13 protein-coding genes are annotated in these 21849 nt (G+C 60.5%); 5 read left to right on the forward strand and 8 right to left on the reverse strand.

From position 1 onward, the window contains the following. Positions 1-165 precede the first annotated feature (165 nt). The 3 genes from NN484_RS20475 to NN484_RS20485 all read left to right on the forward strand — a co-directional run bounded on the left by NN484_RS20475 (position 166) and on the right by NN484_RS20485 (position 6281). Positions 166-816 (forward strand): GNAT family N-acetyltransferase, encoded by a 651-nt coding sequence (locus tag NN484_RS20475; protein ID WP_215500952.1) that lies wholly within the window; start codon positions 166-168, stop codon positions 814-816. 66 nt (positions 817-882) lie between these two features. Then, on the forward strand, positions 883-2610 hold the full coding sequence (locus NN484_RS20480; RefSeq protein WP_274657740.1) for an autotransporter assembly complex protein TamA: 1728 nt from the start codon (positions 883-885) through the stop codon (positions 2608-2610). Continuing rightward, positions 2607-6281: a translocation/assembly module TamB domain-containing protein gene (locus tag NN484_RS20485; RefSeq protein WP_215500950.1), complete on the forward strand. Its 3675-nt coding sequence runs from the start codon at positions 2607-2609 to the stop codon at positions 6279-6281. The genes NN484_RS20480 and NN484_RS20485 overlap by 4 nt, the downstream gene beginning before the upstream one ends. Before the next feature lie 191 nt (positions 6282-6472). On the opposite strand, the gene NN484_RS20490 is transcribed toward NN484_RS20485, so the two are convergent. The 8 genes from NN484_RS20490 to NN484_RS20525 all read right to left on the reverse strand — a co-directional run bounded on the left by NN484_RS20490 (position 6473) and on the right by NN484_RS20525 (position 19588). Next, a complete protein-coding gene (locus NN484_RS20490) occupies positions 6473-8971 on the reverse strand; it encodes a fimbria/pilus outer membrane usher protein (RefSeq protein WP_215500949.1) in 2499 nt (832 codons plus the stop codon). 85 nt (positions 8972-9056) lie between these two features. Beyond that, positions 9057-9806: a fimbrial biogenesis chaperone gene (locus tag NN484_RS20495; protein ID WP_127652065.1), complete on the reverse strand. Its 750-nt coding sequence runs from the start codon at positions 9804-9806 to the stop codon at positions 9057-9059. Between the two features lie 72 nt (positions 9807-9878). Next, positions 9879-10475: a fimbrial protein gene (locus NN484_RS20500; RefSeq protein ID WP_099756666.1), complete on the reverse strand. Its 597-nt coding sequence runs from the start codon at positions 10473-10475 to the stop codon at positions 9879-9881. Positions 10476-10585: 110 nt separating this feature from the next. Beyond that, on the reverse strand, positions 10586-11233 hold the full coding sequence (locus NN484_RS20505; protein ID WP_127652064.1) for a response regulator: 648 nt from the start codon (positions 11231-11233) through the stop codon (positions 10586-10588). Positions 11234-11255: 22 nt separating this feature from the next. Beyond that, complete coding sequence (locus NN484_RS20510) at positions 11256-14417, reverse strand: hybrid sensor histidine kinase/response regulator (protein WP_274657741.1); 3162 nt, start codon at positions 14415-14417, stop codon at positions 11256-11258. An 84-nt stretch (positions 14418-14501) separates the two neighbouring features. Then, complete coding sequence (gene pvrR, locus NN484_RS20515) at positions 14502-15689, reverse strand: response regulator cyclic di-GMP phosphodiesterase PvrR (RefSeq protein WP_127652062.1); 1188 nt, start codon at positions 15687-15689, stop codon at positions 14502-14504. Further along, positions 15676-18489 (reverse strand): ATP-binding protein, encoded by a 2814-nt coding sequence (locus NN484_RS20520; RefSeq protein WP_274657742.1) that lies wholly within the window; start codon positions 18487-18489, stop codon positions 15676-15678. Before NN484_RS20520 ends, pvrR begins: the two co-directional genes overlap by 14 nt. Before the next feature lie 94 nt (positions 18490-18583). Beyond that, entirely contained in the window at positions 18584-19588 is a 1005-nt protein-coding gene (locus tag NN484_RS20525) for a fimbrial protein (protein ID WP_215500945.1), read from the reverse strand. Positions 19589-19905: 317 nt separating this feature from the next. Between NN484_RS20525 and NN484_RS20530 the strand changes: the two genes are divergently transcribed. Together NN484_RS20530 and NN484_RS20535 are read left to right on the forward strand one after the other, a co-directional pair. Then, positions 19906-20388, forward strand: coding sequence for a MarR family winged helix-turn-helix transcriptional regulator (locus NN484_RS20530; protein WP_127651056.1), 483 nt, complete (start codon positions 19906-19908; stop codon positions 20386-20388). Continuing rightward, positions 20378-21847 carry an efflux transporter outer membrane subunit gene (locus NN484_RS20535; protein WP_127651055.1) on the forward strand — a complete coding sequence of 490 codons (1470 nt, stop codon included), beginning with the start codon at positions 20378-20380 and terminating at the stop codon, positions 21845-21847. The genes NN484_RS20530 and NN484_RS20535 overlap by 11 nt, the downstream gene beginning before the upstream one ends. Positions 21848-21849: the final 2 nt, after the last annotated feature.

Here is a 21849-nt window from a genome sequence, read left to right on the forward strand (position 1 = left end):
GGTGAGCGCATTCCAAATGTGTGAGCGAGCTTGCTCGCGAAGAGGCCGGCAAAATCGATGAAGCTCCAGCCTTGGTCTATACCTGTGGGGAACTGCGCCACCATCAAAAGGTTCGTACCAACAAGAGCGCCGCCCTTTGCACGCGCCCCGGGGAGCATCATCGTCATGCCTGAAACCCAGACTGCCATTGCCGACATCCACATGCTCGACCGCGGTTACTCGCGTGAAGCCCGATCACTGCTGTATCAGGCCTACCGGCACGAGCCGACCTTCGGTTACCTGTTCGAGGCCGAGCGGCCGGGCTATGAGCAGCGTGTGCGGGCCACCGTGCGCGAACTGGTCAAACAGCATTTTCTGCAGGATCTGCCGGCCATCGGCCTGTTGGTCAACGATCGGTTGATCGGCATCGCCCTGATCGCGCCGCCGCAGCGCCGGTTGGGCATCACCGAGAGTTGGGCGTGGCGCCTGCGCATGGTGCTCAGCACCGGTTTTCGCTGCACCCGGCGCTATCTGGAATATCACGATGCGGTGGCCGCGTGCGTGCCCAGCGATTCGGTGCACATGTTGCCGCTGTTGGGCGTTCATCCGCAGTTTCAGGGCAAACACTTCGGCGAGCAGTTGCTGACGGCGGTGCACAACTGGTGCGCGGTGGACGAAAGTTCGCAAGGCGTGGTGCTCGACACCGGTAATCCGCGCTACCTGGAATTCTATAAACGCCAAGGCTACGAAGAGATCGGTGAAGTGGCTGTCGGCCCGGTGCGCGAGCACGTGTTTTTCCACGCCAATCCGCAGGTGTTACAAACTGCAACGGCTTAGTCGTCGAACTTTTTCGGACATTTCCTGTTCTATCACGCTCCCAAGCCCGTGATAGCATCCGCGCCTATGAAGTTTCCAGGAAGATTTACCAGTGGCGTGCTCATGCTGTTAACCAGCTGTGCGGCGCTGGCGCAAAGTGAATTGGACGTGCGGATCAAACCGTCCAACGATGAACTGAAGGCCAATATAGAAGGCTATATCGGCAGCCTCGGCGATCGTGATGAAGAAGCCTTGCTGCGCTTCAGTCGCGGGGCCGAGGAGCAGGCGCGCAAAGCCGCGCAGGCCTTGGGTTATTACCAGCCGCAGATCGACAGTGATGTGAAGGGCGGCGAAAAGCCGCGCCTGGTACTGAACATCGATCCCGGCGAACCGATTCGTCTGCGCAACGTCACCATCCGCGTCGGCGGGCCTGCCGCCGCCCTCAAATCCTTTCGTGTGCCGAGCAGCGACATGCTCAAGTCCGGCGCCGTGCTCAATCATGGGCGTTATGAAGACGCCAAACGCCTGATCCAGAACCAGGCCTCGCGCTTCGGTTTTTTCAGCGGCCATTTCACCAGCCAGAAACTCATGGTCGATCCTCGCGCCGGGGTGGCCGATGTCGAACTGATCTACGAAAGCGGCCCGCGTTATGCGCTGGGCAACGTCAGTTTCGAGGGCGACACACCGTTCGACGAAGACCTGTTGCAGCGCATGGTGCCGTTCAAGGCGGGCGATCCGTACGACTCCGAGCTGATCGCCGAACTCAACCGCGACCTGCAATCGAGTGGCTATTTCGAAGGCGTACGCGTCGATGCCGCGCCGACGGCAGCCAAGAACGACGTGATTCCGGTGGACGTCAAACTCGACACGCGCAAGCCGCGCACCATGGGCCTGGGCCTCGGTTATTCCACCGACGTCGGCCCACGGATCAAGGCCAACTGGACCCGCCACTGGGTCAACCCGCAGGGCGACAGCTATGGCTGGGAGGCCGAATTGTCGGCGCCGCGGCAGAACGTCGGGCTGTTCTATGACATCCCGCTCGACCCGCCGCTGACCGACAAACTGCGTTGGGCTGGCGGCTATCAATATGAAGACATCGACGGCTCCGACACCCTGAGCAAGCTGCTGACGTTCGGCCCGGAATGGCACAGCAAGCTGCCCAGCGGCTGGCAGCGGGTCATCTCGTTGAAATGGCAGCGCGAGGAATACCAGCTCGGCGACGACTCGGGCCTCAGTACCTTGTTGATGCCCGGCATCAGCTATTCGTACCTCAAAAGCGACAATCGCATCGACCCGCACCACGGCTATCGCCTGACCTTTGAAAGCAAAGTGGCGAAGGAAGGCCTCGGCTCGGACAACAACCTGCTCTATGGCACGGCGTTGATCAAAGGCCTGACCACCGTATTCGACAACCACCGCTTCCTCGGGCGGGTGCAGGTCGGCGGCAGCGCCACCAACGGCTACAACTCGGTACCGCCATCGCTGCGCTTCTTTGCCGGTGGTGATCAGAGCGTGCGTGGTTACGACTACCAGAGCTTGTCCCCGGAGAACTCCAAGGGCGACCGCATCGGCGGGCGCTACATGGTGGCCGGCAGCGTCGAGTATCAATATTCGATTGCCGAGAAGTGGCGTATCGCGACCTTCGTCGACCAGGGCAACTCTTTCAACAAACTCGAACTGCCGAACCTCAAGACCGGGGTCGGTATCGGTGTGCGCTGGGTCTCGCCGGTGGGGCCGATCCGCCTCGACCTGGCCCACGCGCTGGACGACGATGGCGGCATCCGGCTGCACTTTTCCATGGGGCCTGAGCTGTGAAGCGTGGTTTGAAAATAGCGGCACTGACGCTGCTGGCGTTGCTGTTGTTGATTGTATTGAGCATCAGCGCGGTACTCGGAACGCAGGCGGGCAGTCGTTGGGCGCTGGGCCTGGTGCCCGGCCTGAGCGTGGAGAATTTCCAGGGTCGCCTCGGCGGGCAGTGGAGCGCCGATCATCTGCTGTGGCAGCAGGACAGCAGCCGGGTCGAGCTGAACAAGCCGATCTTCGCCTGGTCACCGCTGTGCCTGACCCGCATGACCCTGTGCATCGAACAGCTCAAGGCGGATCAGGTCATTCTGCAATTCCCGCCGAGTGAAGAAACCACCGACAGCGGCCCGATCAAACTGCCGGATCTGCAATTGCCGGTGGCCATCGAACTGGGTGACGTGCAGGTCGGCAGCCTGTTGTTCAATGGCAGCGAGCAGCTCAAGGGCCTGCAATTGGCGGCGCACTGGACTGCCCAGGGCCTGCAGATCGACAGCGTCAAACTGCAACGCGACGATCTGAGCCTGAACCTCTCCGGCCTGCTGCAACCGACCGGCAACTGGCCGCTGAACATTGCCGGCGACCTGACCCTGCCGTCGCCGGGCACCGGCCCCTGGACACTGGCGCTGAAGGTTGACGGCGATCTGCTGAAAACCCTCAACCTGCACGCCGACAGCCACGGTTACCTCGACGGCCAGTTGAGCGGCGAGCTACAACCGCTGGCGGAAAACCTGCCGGCCAAGGTGCGCATCACCTCGGAGGCCTTCAAACCGAGCGCCGATCTGCCGGACACGTTGCAACTCAATCAATTGGTGTTGACCGGCGAAGGCGATCTGAAAAACGGTTATCAGTTAAGCGGCAATGCCACGCTGCCCGCCGACAAAGGCCCGGTGGCGCTGCTGCTCAACGGCAAGGTGGACGCCAGCGGCGCGCAGATCGCCGGCCTCGACCTGACGGCCAACGACAAGCAGAGTCTCAAACTTACTGGCAGTGTCGACTGGAGCAAAGGCCTTACCGCGCAAGCCAACATCAACTGGCAGGATTTCCCGTGGCATCGGCTCTATAACGAAATCGACGAGCCGCAAGTCGCGTTGCGCACCTTCACCGGCGAAGTCTCCTACACCGACGGTCAGTACATCGGTAACTTTGCCGCCGCACTGGACGGTCCGGCGGGGGCGTTCAGCCTGAGCAGTCCGTTCAGCGGCAGCCTGAAACAGATCGCCTTGCCGCAACTGAAAATGGAAGCCGGGCAGGGCAAGGCCGAAGGTCATGTGAACGTGCAGTTCGCCGACGGCATCGCCTGGGACACCGCGCTGGAGCTGTCGGCGCTGAACCCGGCGTACTGGGTCGCGGAGTTGCCGGGCACCTTGGCCGGGCTGCTGAAAAGCCAGGGCGAGATGAAGAACGAGCGCCTGAGCCTCAGCGCCGACCTCGACCTCAAGGGCAAGTTGCGTGGTCAACCGGCGATCCTGCAAGCCAAGGCTGATGGTTCCGGCGAACAGTGGAACCTCAACGCCCTGCAAATCCGCTTAGGCGACAACAGCATCAACGGCAAGGGCAGCCTGCAACAGAAACTCACCGGGCAGATCGACATCAAGCTGGCGCGGCTGGCTCAACTCTGGCCGCAACTGCGCGGACAGGTCACTGGGCAGGTCAACGTCGCCGGTACGCTGAAGGCGCCGCAAGGCAAGCTCGATTTGCAAGGTTCGCAACTGGCGTTCCAGGACAATCGCCTGCAAAGCCTCAACCTCGATGCCAGCCTCGACAGTGCGCAGCGGGCGAAGATCGATCTGAAGGGCAGCGGGATTCAGGCCGGCGACACCAATCTCGGCGTGTTGACCGCCAGCGCCCAAGGCGACATCAAGAGCCAGAAACTCAACCTCGACCTGCTCGGGCCGAAACTGAAACTGGCCCTCGGCCTCGACGGTAAGCTGGACCAGGGTAATTGGCGCGGACGTCTGGCCAGTGGTGACATTCAGGCTGGTGGTCAGGACTGGAAACTGCAGAATCCGGCCAGGCTCGAACGCCTCGCCGACGGCAAAATCAACTTCGGCGCGCATTGCTGGATGTCCGGCAATGCCAGCCTGTGCGGCGAAGACCAGCGGCTGATGCCTGAGCCGAAACTGCGCTACCACCTCAAGCAGTTCCCGATCGAAAGCCTGGCGCAATGGCTGCCGAAAGACTTCGCCTGGCAAGGCAAGCTCAACGCCGATCTGCAATTGGACCTGCCGGCCAGCGGCCCGAACGGCGTGGTCAGCATCGACGCCAGCGGCGGCACCTTGCGCATGAAGGAAAAGGATCAGTGGCTGGACTTCCCGTACCAGACCCTGAAACTCACCAGCAAACTCACACCGAAGCGCATCGACACCGACCTCAACTTCGTGGGCGGCAAACTCGGTGAACTGATGGTGCAGGCGCAACTCAATCCGCTGCCGAAAAACAAACCGTTGAGCGGCTCGTTCCGCCTCAGCGGGCTGGATTTGTCGGTGGCGCGGCCGTTTGTGCCGATGGTCGAGAAACTCACCGGACACCTGAACGGCAGCGGCACGATTTCCGGCGGGCTGCTGGCGCCGCTGGTCAACGGCACGGTCAAGCTCAGCGACGGCGAAGTGTCCGGCGCCGAGTTGCCGATGGAACTCAAGGACTTGCAACTGCAAGCGGTGATTGCCGGCGAATCGATACGTCTGGACGGCGGCTGGAAAAGCGGCAAGACCGGCCAGGGCAGCCTCAACGGCAACGTCGCCTGGGGGCAGGCGCTGATGGTCGACGTGGCGCTCAAGGGCACGCAACTGCCGGTCACTGTCGAGCCGTACGCCAAACTCGAAGTGGCGCCGGACCTGAAGATCTCCATGGCCGGCGATGAGCTGAAGATTGCCGGCAAGGTGCAGGTGCCCAGAGGTGAAATCACCGTGCGTGAACTGCCGCCCTCGACGGTAAAAGTTTCCGACGACACGATCATCGTCGGCGCGCAGACCGAAGAGGGCAAACCACCGATGGCCATGAAGATGGACATCGACGTGGTGGTCGGCGAAGACAAACTCGCCTTCGCCGGTTTTGGTTTGACCGCCAACGTGCAAGGTCATGTGCACATCGGCGACAACATGGACACCCGTGGTGAGCTGTGGCTCAACGACGGCCGCTACAGTGCCTACGGCCAGCGTCTGACCGTGCGTCGTGCGCGTCTGTTGTTCGCCGGCCCTCTCGATCAGCCTTATCTGGACATCGAAGCGATTCGCAAGACTGACGACGTGATCGCCGGTATTCGCCTGAGCGGCAGTGCCGAGCAGCCGACCACGCAGATCTTCTCCGAGCCGGCCATGAGCCAGGAGCAGGCGTTGTCGTATCTGGTGCTGGGGCGTCCGCTGAGCACCAACGGCGAAGACAACAACATGCTTGCGCAAGCGGCGTTGGGTCTGGGCCTGATGGGCAGTTCCGGGGTCACCAGCAGCCTGGCCAAGGACCTGGGGATTCAGGACTTCCAGCTCGACACCCAAGGCAGCGGCAACACCACCAGCGTGGTCGCCAGCGGCAACATTTCCGAGAAGCTCAGTCTGCGCTATGGCGTCGGCGTGTTTGAACCGGCCAACACCATCGCGCTGCGTTACAAGCTGAGCAAGAAGGTTTATCTGGAAGCGGCCAGCGGTGTCGCCAGTTCGCTGGATATCTTCTACAAGCGCGATTTCTAGATCGCGCTTTCTCCTGAACCGAGTCGCTTCAATCGCGAGCAGGCGAAGGCCTACATTTGGAATGCGTTCCCCTTGTAGGCCTTCGCCTGCTCGCGATGGCGTTTTTTCAGCCGATATCAATGGTGCGGCTGATGGCCTGATCGCGAGCAGGCTCGCTCCTACACTGATCTGTGGTGGGCAAGGATTTTTTCTTACGGCAGATTAACGGTGGGCGGGCGGCACACCAGCGAGGCCCGCTCGTAGTTCAGCGCCTTGTCCCGCTCGGGCAGTGCATACGACGCCTCACACCGCTGGCCCTGCCAGTTGATGGTCAGGGTGCCGGCGTCGGCTTCCACCAGCGCCAGTGCCTTGCCGCCCGGATCGGAAATCGCCAGTTGCTTGCCGGCGCTGTCTTCGAGCGATGCGCCAAACGGGATCGGTTGATGCTGCGCGTCGAACAAGGCGAACTGCACGCGCCGTCCGGTCTTGCTGGCGTAACGTGCCAACACCACGGCACCGCGTCGTGGCACCACTTGCCGGGTGGCGTTCTCGATCTCGACATCGCCGCCCAGGTCACGGGTGTCGAGGTTGATCCAGTTCACCCGATAAGGCTGCGCGTTGGGCACCACGGCGAAGCCGTTACTGCCGGTTTTGGCCCCGGAGAAGCTGCCGATTTTCACCCCTTCCACGCCTTCGACCTGCGCCAGTGCGAACGTCTCGCCCACAGTTTGTCCCAGGTTGACGCCGCCGGCATGGCCGACGATCGAACCCGCCAGGTTAAGGTTCTGCGAGTTGTAGCCGCGTCCCTGACTGTAGCCGGCACTGATATCCATCACCGAGGTGCGGGTGTTGAGGTTGACCGACCCAGAGCTGCCGCCGGTGCTGCTGTTGCCGGCTTGTACCGAGTAATAGGTGTCGCTGTCTTCCGACAGATAGCCGTTGATGCCCATCTGCGTGGTATCGCTGGATTTCTGCGTGCTGGCCGAGACAAAGGCCCGCGGTGCACGGGGCTTGGAACCCAGCGGGAACGACACAGACAGGTTGACCAGCGTGTCGTTGTTCGCCGGCCCGTAATTGCCGACATCTTTGGAGTAGGTGGCGCCGATGTTGTAACTCACATCCCCCCAATAGTTGCTGTACCCGGCCGACAGGCTTTGCGAACCGCCGCGCCCCCAGTAACGCTGGTCGCTGGCGTTCACGTAGACGCTGCCATATTCCTGGTTGCGCCCCAGGCTCTGGTTGACGGTCAGGTCGGTGCGGGTTTTCGAGTTGCCGGTGCGTTGCTGGCCATCGCGGCTCAACTCCTCGACGTGCTCGGTGAGGGTGCGATAGCCCTCTGTCGAGTAACGGTAGGCGGCGAGGGTGAAGTTGGTGTCGGTGCCGGTGAACGTTTTCGCATACAGCGCGCGCAGGCTGTTACCGGTGACCGTTTCGCCGAAGGTGTTGCTCATCGAGTGGGTCAAGTCCAGGGAGATCGCACCGATGGCGGTATTGCGACCGGCTCCGACAGACAACGCCTTGAAATTGTCCGTCGCCTGCACACCGACGATCCCGGACAAGTTGCTGCTGATGCCATACGCCAGTGTGCTGCTGACAAACTGCGGGGTCTTCTGATCCTCGCTGTTGCTGTTGTACTGGCCGGCCGAGACGCTGTACTTCAACTGGCCCTGACGGACCATGATCGGCAGGCTGGAAAATGCTTGCACCGTCACCCGGCGTCGACCATCGGCTTCGATAATCGTCACTTCCAGGTCGCCATTGGAACCGCTGGGGTAGATGTCGCTGATCTCGAACGGCCCCGGCGGCACGTTGGCGGTGTAGAGGATGTAGTTGTTCTGGCGAATCTCCACGGTCGCGCTGGATTGCGCAATGCCGCGAATCACGGGTGCATAACCGCGCTCGCTGTCGGCACGCATGCCGTCGTCGGACGCCAGTTTCAGGCCACGATAGCGCACGCTGTCGAACAGGTCGGCGTCGGAGAAAATATCCCCGGCACTGAACTGGCCTTTGAGCGCGGTCACGTCATGTTGCAGATAGCTGCGGTTGCTCTTGAACGTGCTGGGCTGGCCGGTGCTGCTGTTGAAGTTCGATTCGTTACGCAAACGCCAGGCGCCGAGGTTGATGCCATTGCGCAAGCCAACGTTATTGCTCAGCGTGTTTACACCCTGAGTGCTGTTGCGGCTGCTGCTCAACTGATAGTTGATGAACGCGGCGGGCACGCCTGCGTCCCACAAGGCCGGGTCGACATAGCCACGCCGGCCACGCTCCATGGCGTTTTGCGGCACGCTGACCATCAGGCGCAGGCGCGGCACGTCGTAGCGCACGGTGGCGTGGTCGATCAACGCGGGCAGGTCGAGGCAGGCGTCGGGGTCATCGCCGACGAGTTTGCCAGCGGCTTGCAGTTTGCCGATGTCGACCCCCAATTGCTGCACCATCTCCAGGGTCAGGCAGGCCTGGACCTTGCCCGTGCCGGGGTGGCGACGGAAGTCGATATCGCGACGGCCGACCAGGGTCTCGTTGCCGTAGAGATCCACCCGGTAAATACCGGGCAGTACGCGACTGGTGGCGAGCAGTGATTGCAGGTCAACAGAGGAGGGGGCGCCTTGCAGAAACGATGTATTGAATTGTTCTTCGTCATCGGCCAGGCAGGTGCAACTGAACACCAGGGCCATTGAAAAAGGCGCCAATCCGTCGCGCTTGAGTAAAAACATGCAGGAACCCTATATCACCTCCGATACGAACTAACGGAGCGAAGAGAAATACAGTGAAAGTGCGGCTGTGACAGCGACACGTAAGTTATGGCGCTTCTTTATTCAAGCTGGCTCGAATATCGGCACTGTTGGAAAGTTGCGCGCTGTAACGGTCTTGTGCGCCATAGTCATTAATGCTGCTGAATAACAGGCGTGCGGTATTGGTGTGATGAAGTTGTTTGAGGCTGAACTCTTTTTGTTCGCCGGGGGCAATCATCATCGAATCAAAGGGATGTTCGCTGAGTGTGCCCGATTGCAGTGTTATGTCGGCAATCGACACGTGATACTGGCCCGGGTTGTTCACCAGCAGTACTTGTTTGCCGGCGCGTTCGGCCAGGCGCCAGGTCAGTTCGCTCGGTGCCAGGTAGGCATTGTTTTTCAGTCCCGAGGGGCGGAAGAACACCTTGATGCGCTGGCGCACGGCCAGTTGCAAAGTGTTGGCCGATTTCGCCGACTGGGGAATTTCCTGCACATTGAGCCAGACCACCGACTCGCGGTCGGTCGGCATGCCCGCGCCTTCGTAGATCACCCGCAAGATCTGCTGTTCGTCGCCGCTGACGCGCACCAGTGGCGGAGTGACGGCAAACGGTACCGCGGCAGTTTCACTGGAGTCGGTGTCGATCCACGACTGAATCAGTACATCTGCACCGCTGTTACGCACGGTGATCCCGGCTTCCTTGTGTTGGCCGTCGAAGACCAGACGGGTACTGCTCAAGGAAATGCCGGCCATGGCCTGATTGGCCACGAGCAGACCCAAAAGGCCCGCACAAAAGGACAATGAGTGACGATAAAACATGATGGTTACCGCGCAAGTGATTGAAAGCGCGGGGCCGTGTGGCCCCGCACCGGGCTCGAGTATTCGCGCGGGTTATTCGTATTGCAGCGTGAACGGCAGGGTGGCATCGCCGCGACCGGCAACGGCAGTTGCCACGTCGGCGGTGGTGACGTAGGCAGCCGAGAATTTCAGCGTGGTGTTGCTGTCTTGCAGGGTGTTTTCGATCTTCGCGGTGGACGGCGAGCTCAGGTCGATCAACGCGCCGTTGGAGTCGAGCAAGGCGATACCGATGTTCTTCGCAGCGCCCAGGCCGTCGATCAGCTTCAGCACTTTGGTCCCGGCAACGATGCCCGAGCCTGCGCCCTTGGTCGGTTCGAAAATCATCGCCACTTTTGTGCCGGCGTTGCAGTTGATCTTCATGTCGAAGTTTTCGGCGCTCAGGGTGCCGTTGCCTTTAGGTGCAGTGGCGGTGCCCATGTCCTTGATCGACACTTCGCCCATGTTGACCGAAATGGTTTTGTTGCTTCCGGCGCCTTCAACCGAGCAGGCATCGTTGTTGATGGTGCCGGTGAAGTTGATGGTGCCGCTACCAGCCTTGGTCGGGGTTGGGGCCGGTGGATCTTCTGCCAGAGCGTTGCCGGCAGCGGCAATGATCGAAAGGGCGAGAAGTGCGCGAGTCAGCTTTTTCATGTTGCTTTTCCATTGGTTGGGGTTAAAGCAACACAATAAAACCTGGGTTCCCGGTGGAACATCAGACGATTCCTAGATGCGGGGGATGTTACGTCGAAGTACAGAGTCGTTTATTTGAACAAGTTGCGTTCGATGCAATAAGCCAGTAACTCTTGATCGCTATTTACTTCAAGTTTGCGCATGGCTGAGATTTTCTGCGTACTGATGGTTTTGGCACTTCTGTTCAATCCCCTGGCAATTTCGTTAACGCCCTGGCCTTGAACGAACAGCCGCAGAATTTCATGTTCCTTGGGCGACAGTCGGGAAAAGCGTTCATCCAGATCGGCGCCATCGTTGAGCACCGACGTTGGCGCTGGTCCTTTGCTACGTACCCGATTGCCTTTGGCAATGGCTTTGAGCGCCACCTCTATTTCAACGTGCAGCTGGCTTTTCTGAATCACCGCCAGTACACCGAGTTCCTGCAGGCGGGTCAGGATCAGAGGATTGGAAATCATGGTCAGGACCAGCACCTTCACTTCAGGAAAATGCCGGGTCACGAACTCCACCAGCTTCAGGCCGTCACCGTAGGGCGAGTCACCGGGCATGTTGAAATCGGTGATCAACAGATCCACCGCCTGAGACTTCAGCAACTCGATCAAGCCATCGGGACACACTGCCTCGCCCACCACGTTGAAGCGTCGGTCACGCTCGACCAGTTCCCGTACTCCCAGAAGGACGATGGGATGATCATCGGCGATGACAACGTTGAAGGTTTCCATGGGTGCTTTATCCAGAGTGAAATTATTCGAGGGTGTCGAGCAGGTCAGTCAGACGCGCCAGTTGTTGGCGCACTTGCAGGGCCAGCGCCGGGGTGATCGCCATGCCGGTCAAGCGACATTCCAGCTCGACAAACGTGCTGGCCAGGGCCTCGACCCGCACGGCGCCGAGTGCCCCGGCCATGCTGTGCAGTTGCTGTGCGACGCTGCTGGCGTTGGCCGCGTCCAGCGCGGTCAGTGTGGTCTGAACGTCGCGGCGCAGGGTCGCGACAAACAGCTCGCGCATTTTGGGTGAGAGGGGCGGCGCGGCGTCTGCCACCGGCGCGATCGCTGTCTGGCAGTGGCTTTGCAGCTGCGTGCGCAGTGTTGCCAGGTTCAGCGGCTTGACCATCCATGCGTTCATGCCGACGGCGGCGCAACGTTCGCCTTCTTCGCGCAGGGCATTGGCGGTGACGCCGATGATCGGCAGCGTCGCATCCTGCTGGCGCAGTGCGGCGGCCAACTGGTAACCGTTCATGATCGGCATGTTGACGTCGGTCAGCAGCAGATCGAAGCGTCCGGGTGCCCATTGCACCAGCGCCTGTTCGCCATTGGCGGCGACCACTACCGAACAGCCCAGCGCCTCCAGTTGTTCCTTGATGATCGCCGCGTTGATCGTATTGTCCTCGGCCACCAGTACGCGCAGGTTCAGCGTTCGGCTGTTTTTCTGCTGCGAAGGCGCACGCGGGTGACTGGCGCCGTGTCGGGCCAGCGCAATTGCCCAGCCAATTGCACGTACATCGTCGGCATCAACCAGCCAGTCGCTGCCGCTCACCTGCGCCGGATTGGGGCCGCCCGCCATGGCGATGATTCGCGGGCCATCGAATACGCTGGCGTTGGCCAGCGGCGCAAGGTCCACCAGCAGCGCCGAGGAGGGCGGCAGCTCGTTCGTCACCAGGCGGCAATCAAGACCAAAGCGGTCAAGCCAGGCGCTCAGATGCTGCGCCAGTTCGGCCACCGGTGCCCGTACATAAACGGCGGCGCCGCCGGCCACGAACGATGGGCAATCGGCGAGGCTGCCAGGTGCGCAATCCAGGGTCAGTTGCAAGTTGAAGCGGCTGCCCAGTCCCGGCTCGCTGACCACGTTCAACTGACCCTGCATCAACTCACACAGCCACTTGCAAATGGCCAGACCCAACCCGGCACCGGCATGACTGTCGGCTTCGTTGACTTGATAGAACGGGTCGAACAACTGCTGTTGCTGCGCCTGGGAAATGCCCACGCCCGAATCGCTGACCTGCCACTGCACCTCGGCGCGCCCGCCAGTGTTTTGCAGCACATGAACGCGCATGACCACTCGGCCATTGTCAGTGAACTTGATTGCGTTGCTCAGCAAGTTATTGAGGATCTGGCGAATGCGCTGCGCATCACCGAGCAATTGATCCGGTAGCGCCGCATCGATGCAGGCATACAGTTGCAAACCTTTGCCACGGGCAAACGCGCCGAAGCTGCGCACGACGTCTTCGGTCAGCTCCAGCGGACAAAACGGCTGAAGCTCGAGATTCATTTGCCCGGCCTCGATCTTCGACACATCCAGCACGTCGCTGATCAGCTTGAACAGACTGGCCGACGAGCGCTGGATGGTGTCCAGATAAGCCTGTTGACGCGGGTTCAGCGTGGTCAGACCGAGCAGTTCCAGAGTGCCGAGCACGCCATACAGCGGCGTGCGGATTTCATGGCTCATCGTCGCCAGAAACCGGCTCTTGGCCCGATTGGCCGAATCAGCGGCCTGGCGCGCGACCTCAAGCGCCGCCGCGTCTTCGACATGGCGGGTCACATCATGCAGTGCACACAGCCAGGCGTCCTGGCCCTGATAACGGGTGGCGACGAAGGCGACATGCAAATGCCGACCGTCAATCTCCAGTTCGGCATGGCCTTGGCCGGTCGCTGCCTGCCGGTCGAGCAGGTTGATCAGTTCGCGGGTGTCGTGCCATTGCTGGGCGCGCTGGTTCTCCAGCAACACCTGATGATTGCGGCGACTGATCACGCACAGGCCGGTGGGCGCGGTGTCGATGACCGCGCGGCTGAACGCTTCGCTTTCGGCGATGCTCGCGTGGGCACTTTGCGCGGGAAGAATGACGCGCTGGGTGTACCAGCGATTGAGTGCCCGGCCACTGCCGAGCAGGGCGAGCACGAGAACCAAAAGGCACAGCAATGGCCACAGCGCGTAATCGAGAAAGCTCTGCACACTGATAACGTAAATCGCCGTCCACGGACGTTCGTCGGGGCTGGTCAGCTTGAACACCAGGCCATCTGCGGTCAGATTCGTGCCTTCATTGAGCACTTGATCGGGCTTCAGCGCACCGATCAACACCGTACCGTCGGGCGTGAGCAGGGTGAAGTCGTCGTAAATCGACCACGCCATCAAACGCTCGATGTTGTTGACCTGGGACAGTTTCAGCAGCGCGCCGACCACCGCCCAGGAGTTGGCGCCTTCGATGGCCTGCGTCGGTTTGCTCAGATTGATCCGCACGTAGGCCAGCAGAGTCGGGGTAACGTTGTCCTCCTCGGCGAACGCGTAGGGCACCCAGTGAACCTGCGCTGAAGTCTGCGTGCGCCGTTGCATGTTCATCCGGGTCATTAGCTCGACGAAGGTGCTTATCTGCGTCGGCCCTGCACCACGCAAACGGCCGGCGGCGGGCACGGCGATATCGAAATTGTCCGGCCCGTTGAGCAGGATCACCTGCGGCGACTGGTAATGCGAGGCTGCCCAGAAGGCGCTGTAATAAGCTGCCAGATAGCTGCCGAGGGCAAACACCTTGGGGTGTTGGCTGGGGGCGATTCGCTCCGGATCGATCTTTACGCTGAACGGCAGCGAAAACGGCAGCCCACGGCCTTCGTAAATGTTCGGCCCTTCTTCGGGCAAAAGCTTTTGGACAACAGGTGGCGTCACAGCCTCGGAAAGGTACACACCCTTGGCGCTGGCCCTTGAGATAGCGTCGAGAAAGGCTTCCTGCTCGTGAATGTTTTCCATCAGTCGGGCGAAGTGGAACTGCAGGGTATCGCGCTGTTCTTCCACCATACGCTGCACGCCCAGATAACTGATGCCCAGCAACAACAGGGCCAGCGCACCGAGCACCAGCAAGCTCTTGTTCAGGCGTAGCGAACTGCTGGCGAGTCTTTCCAGAAATGCGTTGGGCTGCGGCATTACAGCGCCTGATCAGTCAAAGTGGAAAAGTGTCTGGACACAAAGACCTCGGTAGCAAACGGCGTCGTCAACAGCGTCTGGGGTTCACCATGCATTGGCCGGTCCATCATGGGTCAGCAACTGCTGGAACTGCTCCGCAGACACGGCGTGGGAGATCAGGAAACCCTGAACCTGAGTGCAGTCGATCTTACGCAACAGAGCAAGTTCTTGCGCGGTTTCCACGCCTTCGGCGACCACCGTCAGGCCCAGTTGCCGACCCAGGGTGACAATGCTGGTCAGCGCCTGGGCCAGCTCGGCGTTACTGTTGCAACCCTGCACCAGCGCGCGGTCGATTTTAAGCTCGGTGAAAGGCGCCGACACCAGATTCATGTAAGAACTGTAGCCTTTGCCGAAATCATCCTGAGACAAACCGAAACCCTTGATCCGCAAGCGGCAGGCGCCGGCGTAGAAATTACTGATGTCATCGGGCACCGAGCATTCCATCAGCTCGAAACAGATCCGCGCCGGCAGGCCTTCATGTTGCAGCACAAAAGCGAGGATGCGGTCGGGCAGGTCATGGCTGTTAAGCAGGTGCGTGGGCAGATTGATCGACACCGGAATGTCATAGCCCTGCTGGCGCCATACGGTTTGCGCGGCAATCGCCTGTTCCAGCATTCGCCAGAGCAGCCGTTCTTCGAGGTCATAAGCAATCAGCGCCGGTAGAAATGCCCCTGGCAACAGCGTGCCATGTTCGGGATGCATCCAGCGCACCAATGTTTCGGCGGCGACGATGCGGCCATTGTCCAGTGCCTTTTTGGGTTGGAACCAGGCCTGTAATTCACCCTTGTCCAAGGCATGCAGAATACTTTGCCGATCAATGCCGGGCTGCGTCGCGACCGGGCCGGCCTGGCGCAGCGTCTGTAACTGCTCGATCAGACAACGCAGGGCAGCGCTGTTGACCGGTTTGGAAATCAGCCCGATGACTTTGACCTGCAGGTTGCTCGCCACCAGGCTCGCGCCCATCAACATGCGCCGCGAGGCAGCGCTCATGATCGCCAGTGCCGGGCGCGAGGGCTGCGCGGCCAGGCCCTGGATGAACTGCACGCCGTCCATGCCCGGCATCAGCAGATCGGTGAGGACCAGATCGAACTCGCGGTTTTTCAGACGCCGCAAGGCTTCTTCGCCGTCCCGGGCAAACTCCAGATCGAACACGCCCAGCTCGTTGAACAGGTTCTGCAAGTACAGGTGCTGGAACGGATGATCTTCGACGATCAGCAGGCTAGAGGACTTCATGGGTGACTCGTTCGTAGGGAGCCAGGACGATCGACAAGGCTCTTAGCGTAAAAGGTTTGACTAGGCAGTGGTTCATGCCGGCCTCCAGGCACAGGGCCTCTTCACCGCGCAGGGCGTTGGCGGTGGCGCCGATGATCGGCGTGGTGCAGCCCAGGCGACGCAAGGCTTTGGCCAATTCATAACCGTTGAGTCGTGGCATGTTGACGTCGCTGAGCACGACATCGAAGGTGTCGTCCTGCCACAGTGACAAGGCCTCTTCGCCATCGCTGGCCAACGCTACCGTGCAGCCCAGCTCTTGCAACTGGTCGCGCAGGATCAACTGGTTGATTGCATTGTCTTCGGCCACGAGGATGTGCAGGTGCAGCGGCGCCAGCGCCTGGCTTTCTGCCTGTTGCGAATGCTCAATGGTCTGGCCGCCCTGAGCCTGACGCACGGCTCGGCGGATCGCGGCCAGATCACTCAGATTCGCCACCCAACCTTTACCCGTGCATTGCGGTTCACAGGCAGCATCGCCGCTGGCCAGTACCCGCGGCCCTGACCATTGCAGTTCGCCGCGCGGCTCCATCGGTGCCGGGTACAGTTCCAGCAACACGCCAGCGTCGGCAGATTCGTGGTTGTCCGGCGCGCCGAGGTGCGGTCGGGCGCCCCAACGGCGCAGCCAGCCAGCGAGGCTTTCGGCCAGTTCGCGTACCGGCGACACCACGTAAACGGTTTCACCCGCCAGATTCGGCGCTGCTGCGGGCAATCCGCTGCCCGCGCGCTGCTCCAGTGGCAAGGTCAGGGAAAAACTACTGCCCAGCCCCGGTTCGCTGACCATGTGTAGCGTGCCGTTCATCAAATTTGTCAGCCGCTGGCAGATCGGCAGGCCCAACCCGGTGCCCGCGACCGCATGGCTATTGCCCTGAGTCTGATAGAACGGATCGAAGATAAATGCCTGATCAGCATGGGCAATGCCGCGCCCGGTGTCCGACACCTGCCATTGCACGCACACGCGTTCGCCTTCACGGGACAGCGCTCTGACCCGCAACACCACGCGTCCGGAGTCGGTGAATTTGACCGCGTTGCTCAACAGGTTATTGAGAATCTGCCGCACCCGGCTGACATCGCCCACCAGGCTGTCGGGCAGTTGCGGATCAAAGCATGCGTACAGCTGCAAACCTTTGCTCTGCGCCGCCGCCGCGTATCCCTGCACCACCTCCTGCGCCAGCGCAACGATGGAAAAATCGCTCAGCTCCAGCGCCAGTTGCCCGGCCTCGATTTTCGACACATCAAGCACATCGCAGATCAATTGCAGCAGGGTCGCGGACGAGCCTTCGATCGCGCGCAAATAGCTTTTCTGCTGGTTGTCGAGCCGGGTGCGGGCGAGCAGTTCGAGGGTGCCGAGCACGCCATACAGCGGCGTGCGAATTTCGTGGCTCATGGTCGCGAGAAACAGGGTTTTCGCTTCGTTGGCGGCATCGGCCGACTGGCGCGCCTGCTCCAGCGCCGCTTCGATTTGCCGGCGCGCGCTGATATCGCTGAAGGCGCAAAGCAATACGTCTTCACCTTTGTAGCGGGTCGGCGCGCAGCTCAGGTACAGGTGCCGGCCATCAGCGGTGTCGAAATAGTCGGTCAGGCAGGGCGCATTGTCGTCAAACGCAGCGCGAATCCAGCCGGGACCCAGTTGCTGGCTGCACGTGCCCAGCCATTGTTGGGCAAGGGTATTTTCCAGTACCACCTGGCCATCGCTGCGGCGCAACACGCAGAGTGCCACGGGTGCGGTCTGGATCACGTCGCGGCTGAACAGCTCGCTTTCCACCAGCGCCTGAATCCGGTGCAGTGTGGGCGTGATGAAGCGATGTTCCAGGCGCCGGGTCAGCAGACACACCAGGTTGATGCTCGCCAGACAGAACACCAGTGCGCCAAGCATCTGCGGCCACAAGGCCCAAAGCACCGCCAGCAAGTCGATGGAGTAGGTGAGTTGCCAGTCCGACGACTTCAGTTGTTTGCGCAACACCAGTTGCTCGGGCAGCCAGCCGTTGCCGACGAATCCGAAGAAATCCTGCTGGCGCAGCAGTGGCAGATGCTGCCCCGCTGGCGGCTTGTGGCTGTTGCTGAAGAGCGGCATCCCTTGCGAGTTGAACATGGTGAACTCGCCGGCGCTGTGGTCACTCAAGGCGTTGGAGACTTCACGGTCGTCCATTTCCAGACCGAGCCAGCCGGAATCGGGGTCGCGATCATCCAGGCGAATGAAGATGTACAGCTGCGAGTGCCCTGGCAAGTTGTGGGTCAGCCAGATTTCTTTGAGGGCGCTGGTGTTGTCGCGTTTGAAGGTTTCCAGGCGATCAAGCATCGCACGCGGAAAATCGCCAGCCATGGGCGTCGAGTTGTACAGGCGCCACACCTGCGCCTCGGTGCCGCTGCTGACGTAGAGCAGATTCAATTTGCGCGCTTGCAGATAGTCACGCATGCGCTGGGTCAGCCAGATGCTCCATTGCTTGCCGGGGGTTTGTCCCAGCAGCAGCCGGATTTCTTCCTCGGACAGCGGCGCGCTCAGAGCGGTCTGGCGAGTCGCCGACAAACTCAGGCTTTCCAGCAGCGCCTCGCGGGTGGTGAAAAAGGTGTGCGCCTCGGCGATGGCGCTGCTCATGTAACTGCGCCGCTGAGAAATTTCGTTGTTGAAGGTGAACAGCAGAAAGCTGTACACGCCGCCGAGGATGCCCACCAGCAGCACCCACGCAAAAATGCGCAACAAACGTCGCGCAGCGTGGGGCGTGGACAAGACCGGGCTAATCTGGTGGAGGTAGTTCTTCAATCGCATCCCGGCACAGTAGGGGCGGCCGGGCATGATGAAAATCAGACGATTCTTAAAGAGGGCTGCGCGAACAATTGGCTATAGCAACCCATCAATGGATTCAAAGGTAACTCATGACAAATGCAATCGTTGCGTTAGCTGTTCCGGCGCGCATACCCTTGTCAAACCCACCATTGCCACCGGTTTCAGCGACGCGAAAGTAACGAGCGCTCAGGGGGATCTTCAAGTTGCCTCCCGCAGAGGAATAGTCCGCGAATACATAGCTTTGATGTAAGACTAAGGGGTTTCCATCGCTATTGAGTACTTGCAAAGCCACACCCTGAGCAGTCGAATCTGCACTCAGCTTTACGATACCCCTCGTGGAATTTTGCGAGGGAGAAGTTAGGGTAGGCTTGAGTGTATAAGTTACTTTTTTTATGCCTGGCGGACAGTTGTTAAGGCTGATGTCAAATTTGACCGGCTCAGAATATGCGCCGTTATGGGCAAAGCTACTCATGTCATGCGACCCCATGTCTACTTTGATGTCCGGCGTTTCACAGGATTGAGGCACAATCGTTGTGCCATTGGTCGCCATTGCGAGTGGTGACACTCCATCTGCATGGAAAATCCCAAGTGTTCCTGCCGGGATTTTCTGTACATCGATTACATCCGCTATTTTGAATAGCCGTAGCACGTGTCTTGTGGTGTCCCATCCGTATCCGCCCGCCTCTCGGCGAATACCCGGATAAATGGGTAGGGTTACATTGTCTTTGTAGGACCACTGCCAGGCGAGCCCGGTGTTTCCGATTGCGTAAACAAGGTCACCCGATTTAGACACACCGACGTTGTTCTGAATACCATATGAAAACTCGTTAGTACATTTATACGAGCTGGGCGTAGGTCCCATTGTGAGCGGAGGGCTTTCATATATTACGGTGCCGTTAGGTGTATCACGAGGAATCGAAAGTGTAGCGGGTACTTGCATAGTGATAGTTGTTTGATGATGCCCCGGGTAGAACGAGCAATTAGCCGCGCCCGCGTAGCAGGGCGCGAAAAGTAACGACAGACATAGCGTGGGAATCAATTTCGTTAGCTGGAGCGGGCGCTGGAGTTTGAAACGTTTCATGAAGAGGGCTTTACGTATCGGCCAGTGAGCGGCGTACGTTAGCCAAGACATTCAAGCCCGCACATCAGGCGATTCTTAGAAAGCAGTCCTCCCTTGCACCGTGTTGCCGCCTTCGCGAGCAGGCTCGCTCCTACATGTGGAATGGGTTCCCCCTGTAGGAGTGAGCCTGCTCGCGATGGCCTTCTTCTATGCGCCACAAAAACCCAGCCCACTGGTCAACTAATTACCAAGCCCCCTAACTATTACGTTGACATTCGCTGCCTAGGCAGTAACATCTCGACATACATTCACTGCCTAGGCAGTTATTAGGTGAGCAAATGAAGCATTTCACCCCGGACGAATTCAAACACTGTCATCTCGGCCTGTTGCTGGGTCGTGCCGCGCTGCTCAAGGACCGGATCATCGACACCCACATGGAACCCCACGGCATCACCGCCGCGCAGTTCAAGGTGTTGATCATCATGGCCCAGTTCGGCGTCGACACCCCGGCCGAACTGTGCCGGCACCTGTCGCTGGACAGCGGTTCGATGACGCGCATGCTCGATCGTCTGGAGCAGAAGGGCTTTCTGGCTCGCCAACGCAGCGAAGGCGATCGCCGTCAGGTGCAGCTCAAGCTCACCGAACAGGGCCAGCAACTGGCCGATCGCCTGCCGTACATCGGCGCCGATGCGATGAATGAACTGGCCGGCGCCGTCACTCCGGACGAGTTGAAGACCCTGGAATACATCCTCAAGAAAATCCTGCTGGCAGCCGGTGATCCGATCACTATCCAGCGGTTAGGTGAACACAATGAGCGGTAACACCTTGCGCAGCAGCCTGACCCTGGTGCTGTCGGCGATGATCCTCGCCGGCTGCGCCAACTACAGCGGCCTCGACACTCAAGGCAAAAGCCTTGATGCGAAAAGCCTCAATGTCAGCCAGTCCCTCAACGGCGTGACCCTGTCGCCGGCCGCATGGCCGAAGAGCGACTGGTGGACCAGCCTTGGCGATTCGCAACTCGACGGTCTGATCCGCGAAGCCCTGCACGACAGCCCGGACATGCAGATCGCCGAGGCCCGCGCGCATCAGGCCAGCGCCGCCGCGTATGCCGCCGATGCCGAACGCTATCCGACCCTCGACGCCAGCGCCGGTATCAGCCGTTCGCGCCTGGCCAAGGATCAGGACCCGCGAGGGCAGGGCGATGCCTACGCCACCGTGCGTAATGTCAGCGCCGGCTTCAATTACAACTTCGACCTGTGGGGCGGCCAGCGTGATGCCTGGGAAGCCGCACTCGGTCAGGCCCGCGCCGCTGAAGTCGACCGTCAGGCTGCGCAATTGACCCTCGCCGCCGACGTGGCCCGGGCCTACAGCGATCTGGGCCAGGCGCACATCGTTTACGACCTGGCCAACGACGACCTCAAGCGCACCAGACAGATGCTCGACCTGAGCCAGCGACGTTTGAGTGCCGGGATCGACAGCCAGTACCAGTTCCAGCAAACCCAAAGCCTTGAGGCCAGCTCCGAAGCCAGCCTGATCGATGCGGAAAAACGCTTGAACAGCGCCAAAATCGCCCTGGCCGTGCTGCTTGGCAAAGGCCCGGATCGCGGCAACGAAATCGCCCGGCCGAAAGTCCTGCAGGCCAGCGCCGTGGCGGTGCCGTCGGTGCTGCCGGCGGAACTGCTCGGTCGTCGCCCGGATCTGGTCGCTGCGCGCTGGCGCGTCGAAGCCGCAAGTAAAGACATCGACTCGGCGAAGACCCGCTTCTATCCCAACCTGAACCTTACGGCGTCCGCCGGTGCCGAATCCTTGTTGGGTGACGCGATGTTCGGGTCGGCCAGTCGTTTCTTCAACATCGCCCCGACCATTTCGGTGCCGATCTTCGACGGCGGGCGCCTGCGCGCCAACCTCGATGCGCGCGACGCCGATTACGACCTGGCCGTGGCGCAGTACAACAAAAGCCTGGTGAAAGCACTGGGTGATGTCAGCGACACGATCAACCAGCTGCGTGACATCGGCCGGCAGATCGGCGCGCAACAACACGCCACCGACATTGCTCAGGATTCTTACAACACCGTCGTCCAGCGTTACGGTTCCGGCATCGGCAACTACCTGGACGTGCTCAGCATCGAGCAGCAACTGCTGCAGGCCCAGCGTCAACTGGCCAACCTCAATGCCGAGCAGATCGACCTGTCGATTCAACTGATGCAAGCGCTGGGCGGCGGCTTCCAGGGTGAAACCCTGACCGCAGCCAACGCCACCCCAGCCACGCCGCACAACTAATT

The sequence above is a fragment of the Pseudomonas serboccidentalis genome, from assembly GCF_028830055.1.
GTDB classification, from domain to species: domain Bacteria; phylum Pseudomonadota; class Gammaproteobacteria; order Pseudomonadales; family Pseudomonadaceae; genus Aquipseudomonas; species Aquipseudomonas serboccidentalis.

What these genes read in the sequence shown, in the direction of transcription:
- NN484_RS20530 (WP_127651056.1), top strand. Translation starts at nt 19,906, where the DNA reads ATGAAGCATTTCACCCCGGACGAATTCAAACACTGTCATCTCGGCCTG.
- NN484_RS20525 (WP_215500945.1), bottom strand. Translation starts at nt 19,588, where the DNA reads ATGAAACGTTTCAAACTCCAGCGCCCGCTCCAGCTAACGAAATTGATT.
- NN484_RS20495 (WP_127652065.1), bottom strand. Translation starts at nt 9,806, where the DNA reads ATGTTTTATCGTCACTCATTGTCCTTTTGTGCGGGCCTTTTGGGTCTG.
- pvrR (WP_127652062.1), bottom strand. Translation starts at nt 15,689, where the DNA reads ATGAAGTCCTCTAGCCTGCTGATCGTCGAAGATCATCCGTTCCAGCAC.
- NN484_RS20520 (WP_274657742.1), bottom strand. Translation starts at nt 18,489, where the DNA reads ATGCGATTGAAGAACTACCTCCACCAGATTAGCCCGGTCTTGTCCACG.
- NN484_RS20500 (WP_099756666.1), bottom strand. Translation starts at nt 10,475, where the DNA reads ATGAAAAAGCTGACTCGCGCACTTCTCGCCCTTTCGATCATTGCCGCT.
- NN484_RS20535 (WP_127651055.1), top strand. Translation starts at nt 20,378, where the DNA reads ATGAGCGGTAACACCTTGCGCAGCAGCCTGACCCTGGTGCTGTCGGCG.
- NN484_RS20475 (WP_215500952.1), top strand. Translation starts at nt 166, where the DNA reads ATGCCTGAAACCCAGACTGCCATTGCCGACATCCACATGCTCGACCGC.
- NN484_RS20505 (WP_127652064.1), bottom strand. Translation starts at nt 11,233, where the DNA reads ATGGAAACCTTCAACGTTGTCATCGCCGATGATCATCCCATCGTCCTT.
- NN484_RS20490 (WP_215500949.1), bottom strand. Translation starts at nt 8,971, where the DNA reads ATGTTTTTACTCAAGCGCGACGGATTGGCGCCTTTTTCAATGGCCCTG.
- NN484_RS20480 (WP_274657740.1), top strand. Translation starts at nt 883, where the DNA reads ATGAAGTTTCCAGGAAGATTTACCAGTGGCGTGCTCATGCTGTTAACC.
- NN484_RS20510 (WP_274657741.1), bottom strand. Translation starts at nt 14,417, where the DNA reads ATGCCGCAGCCCAACGCATTTCTGGAAAGACTCGCCAGCAGTTCGCTA.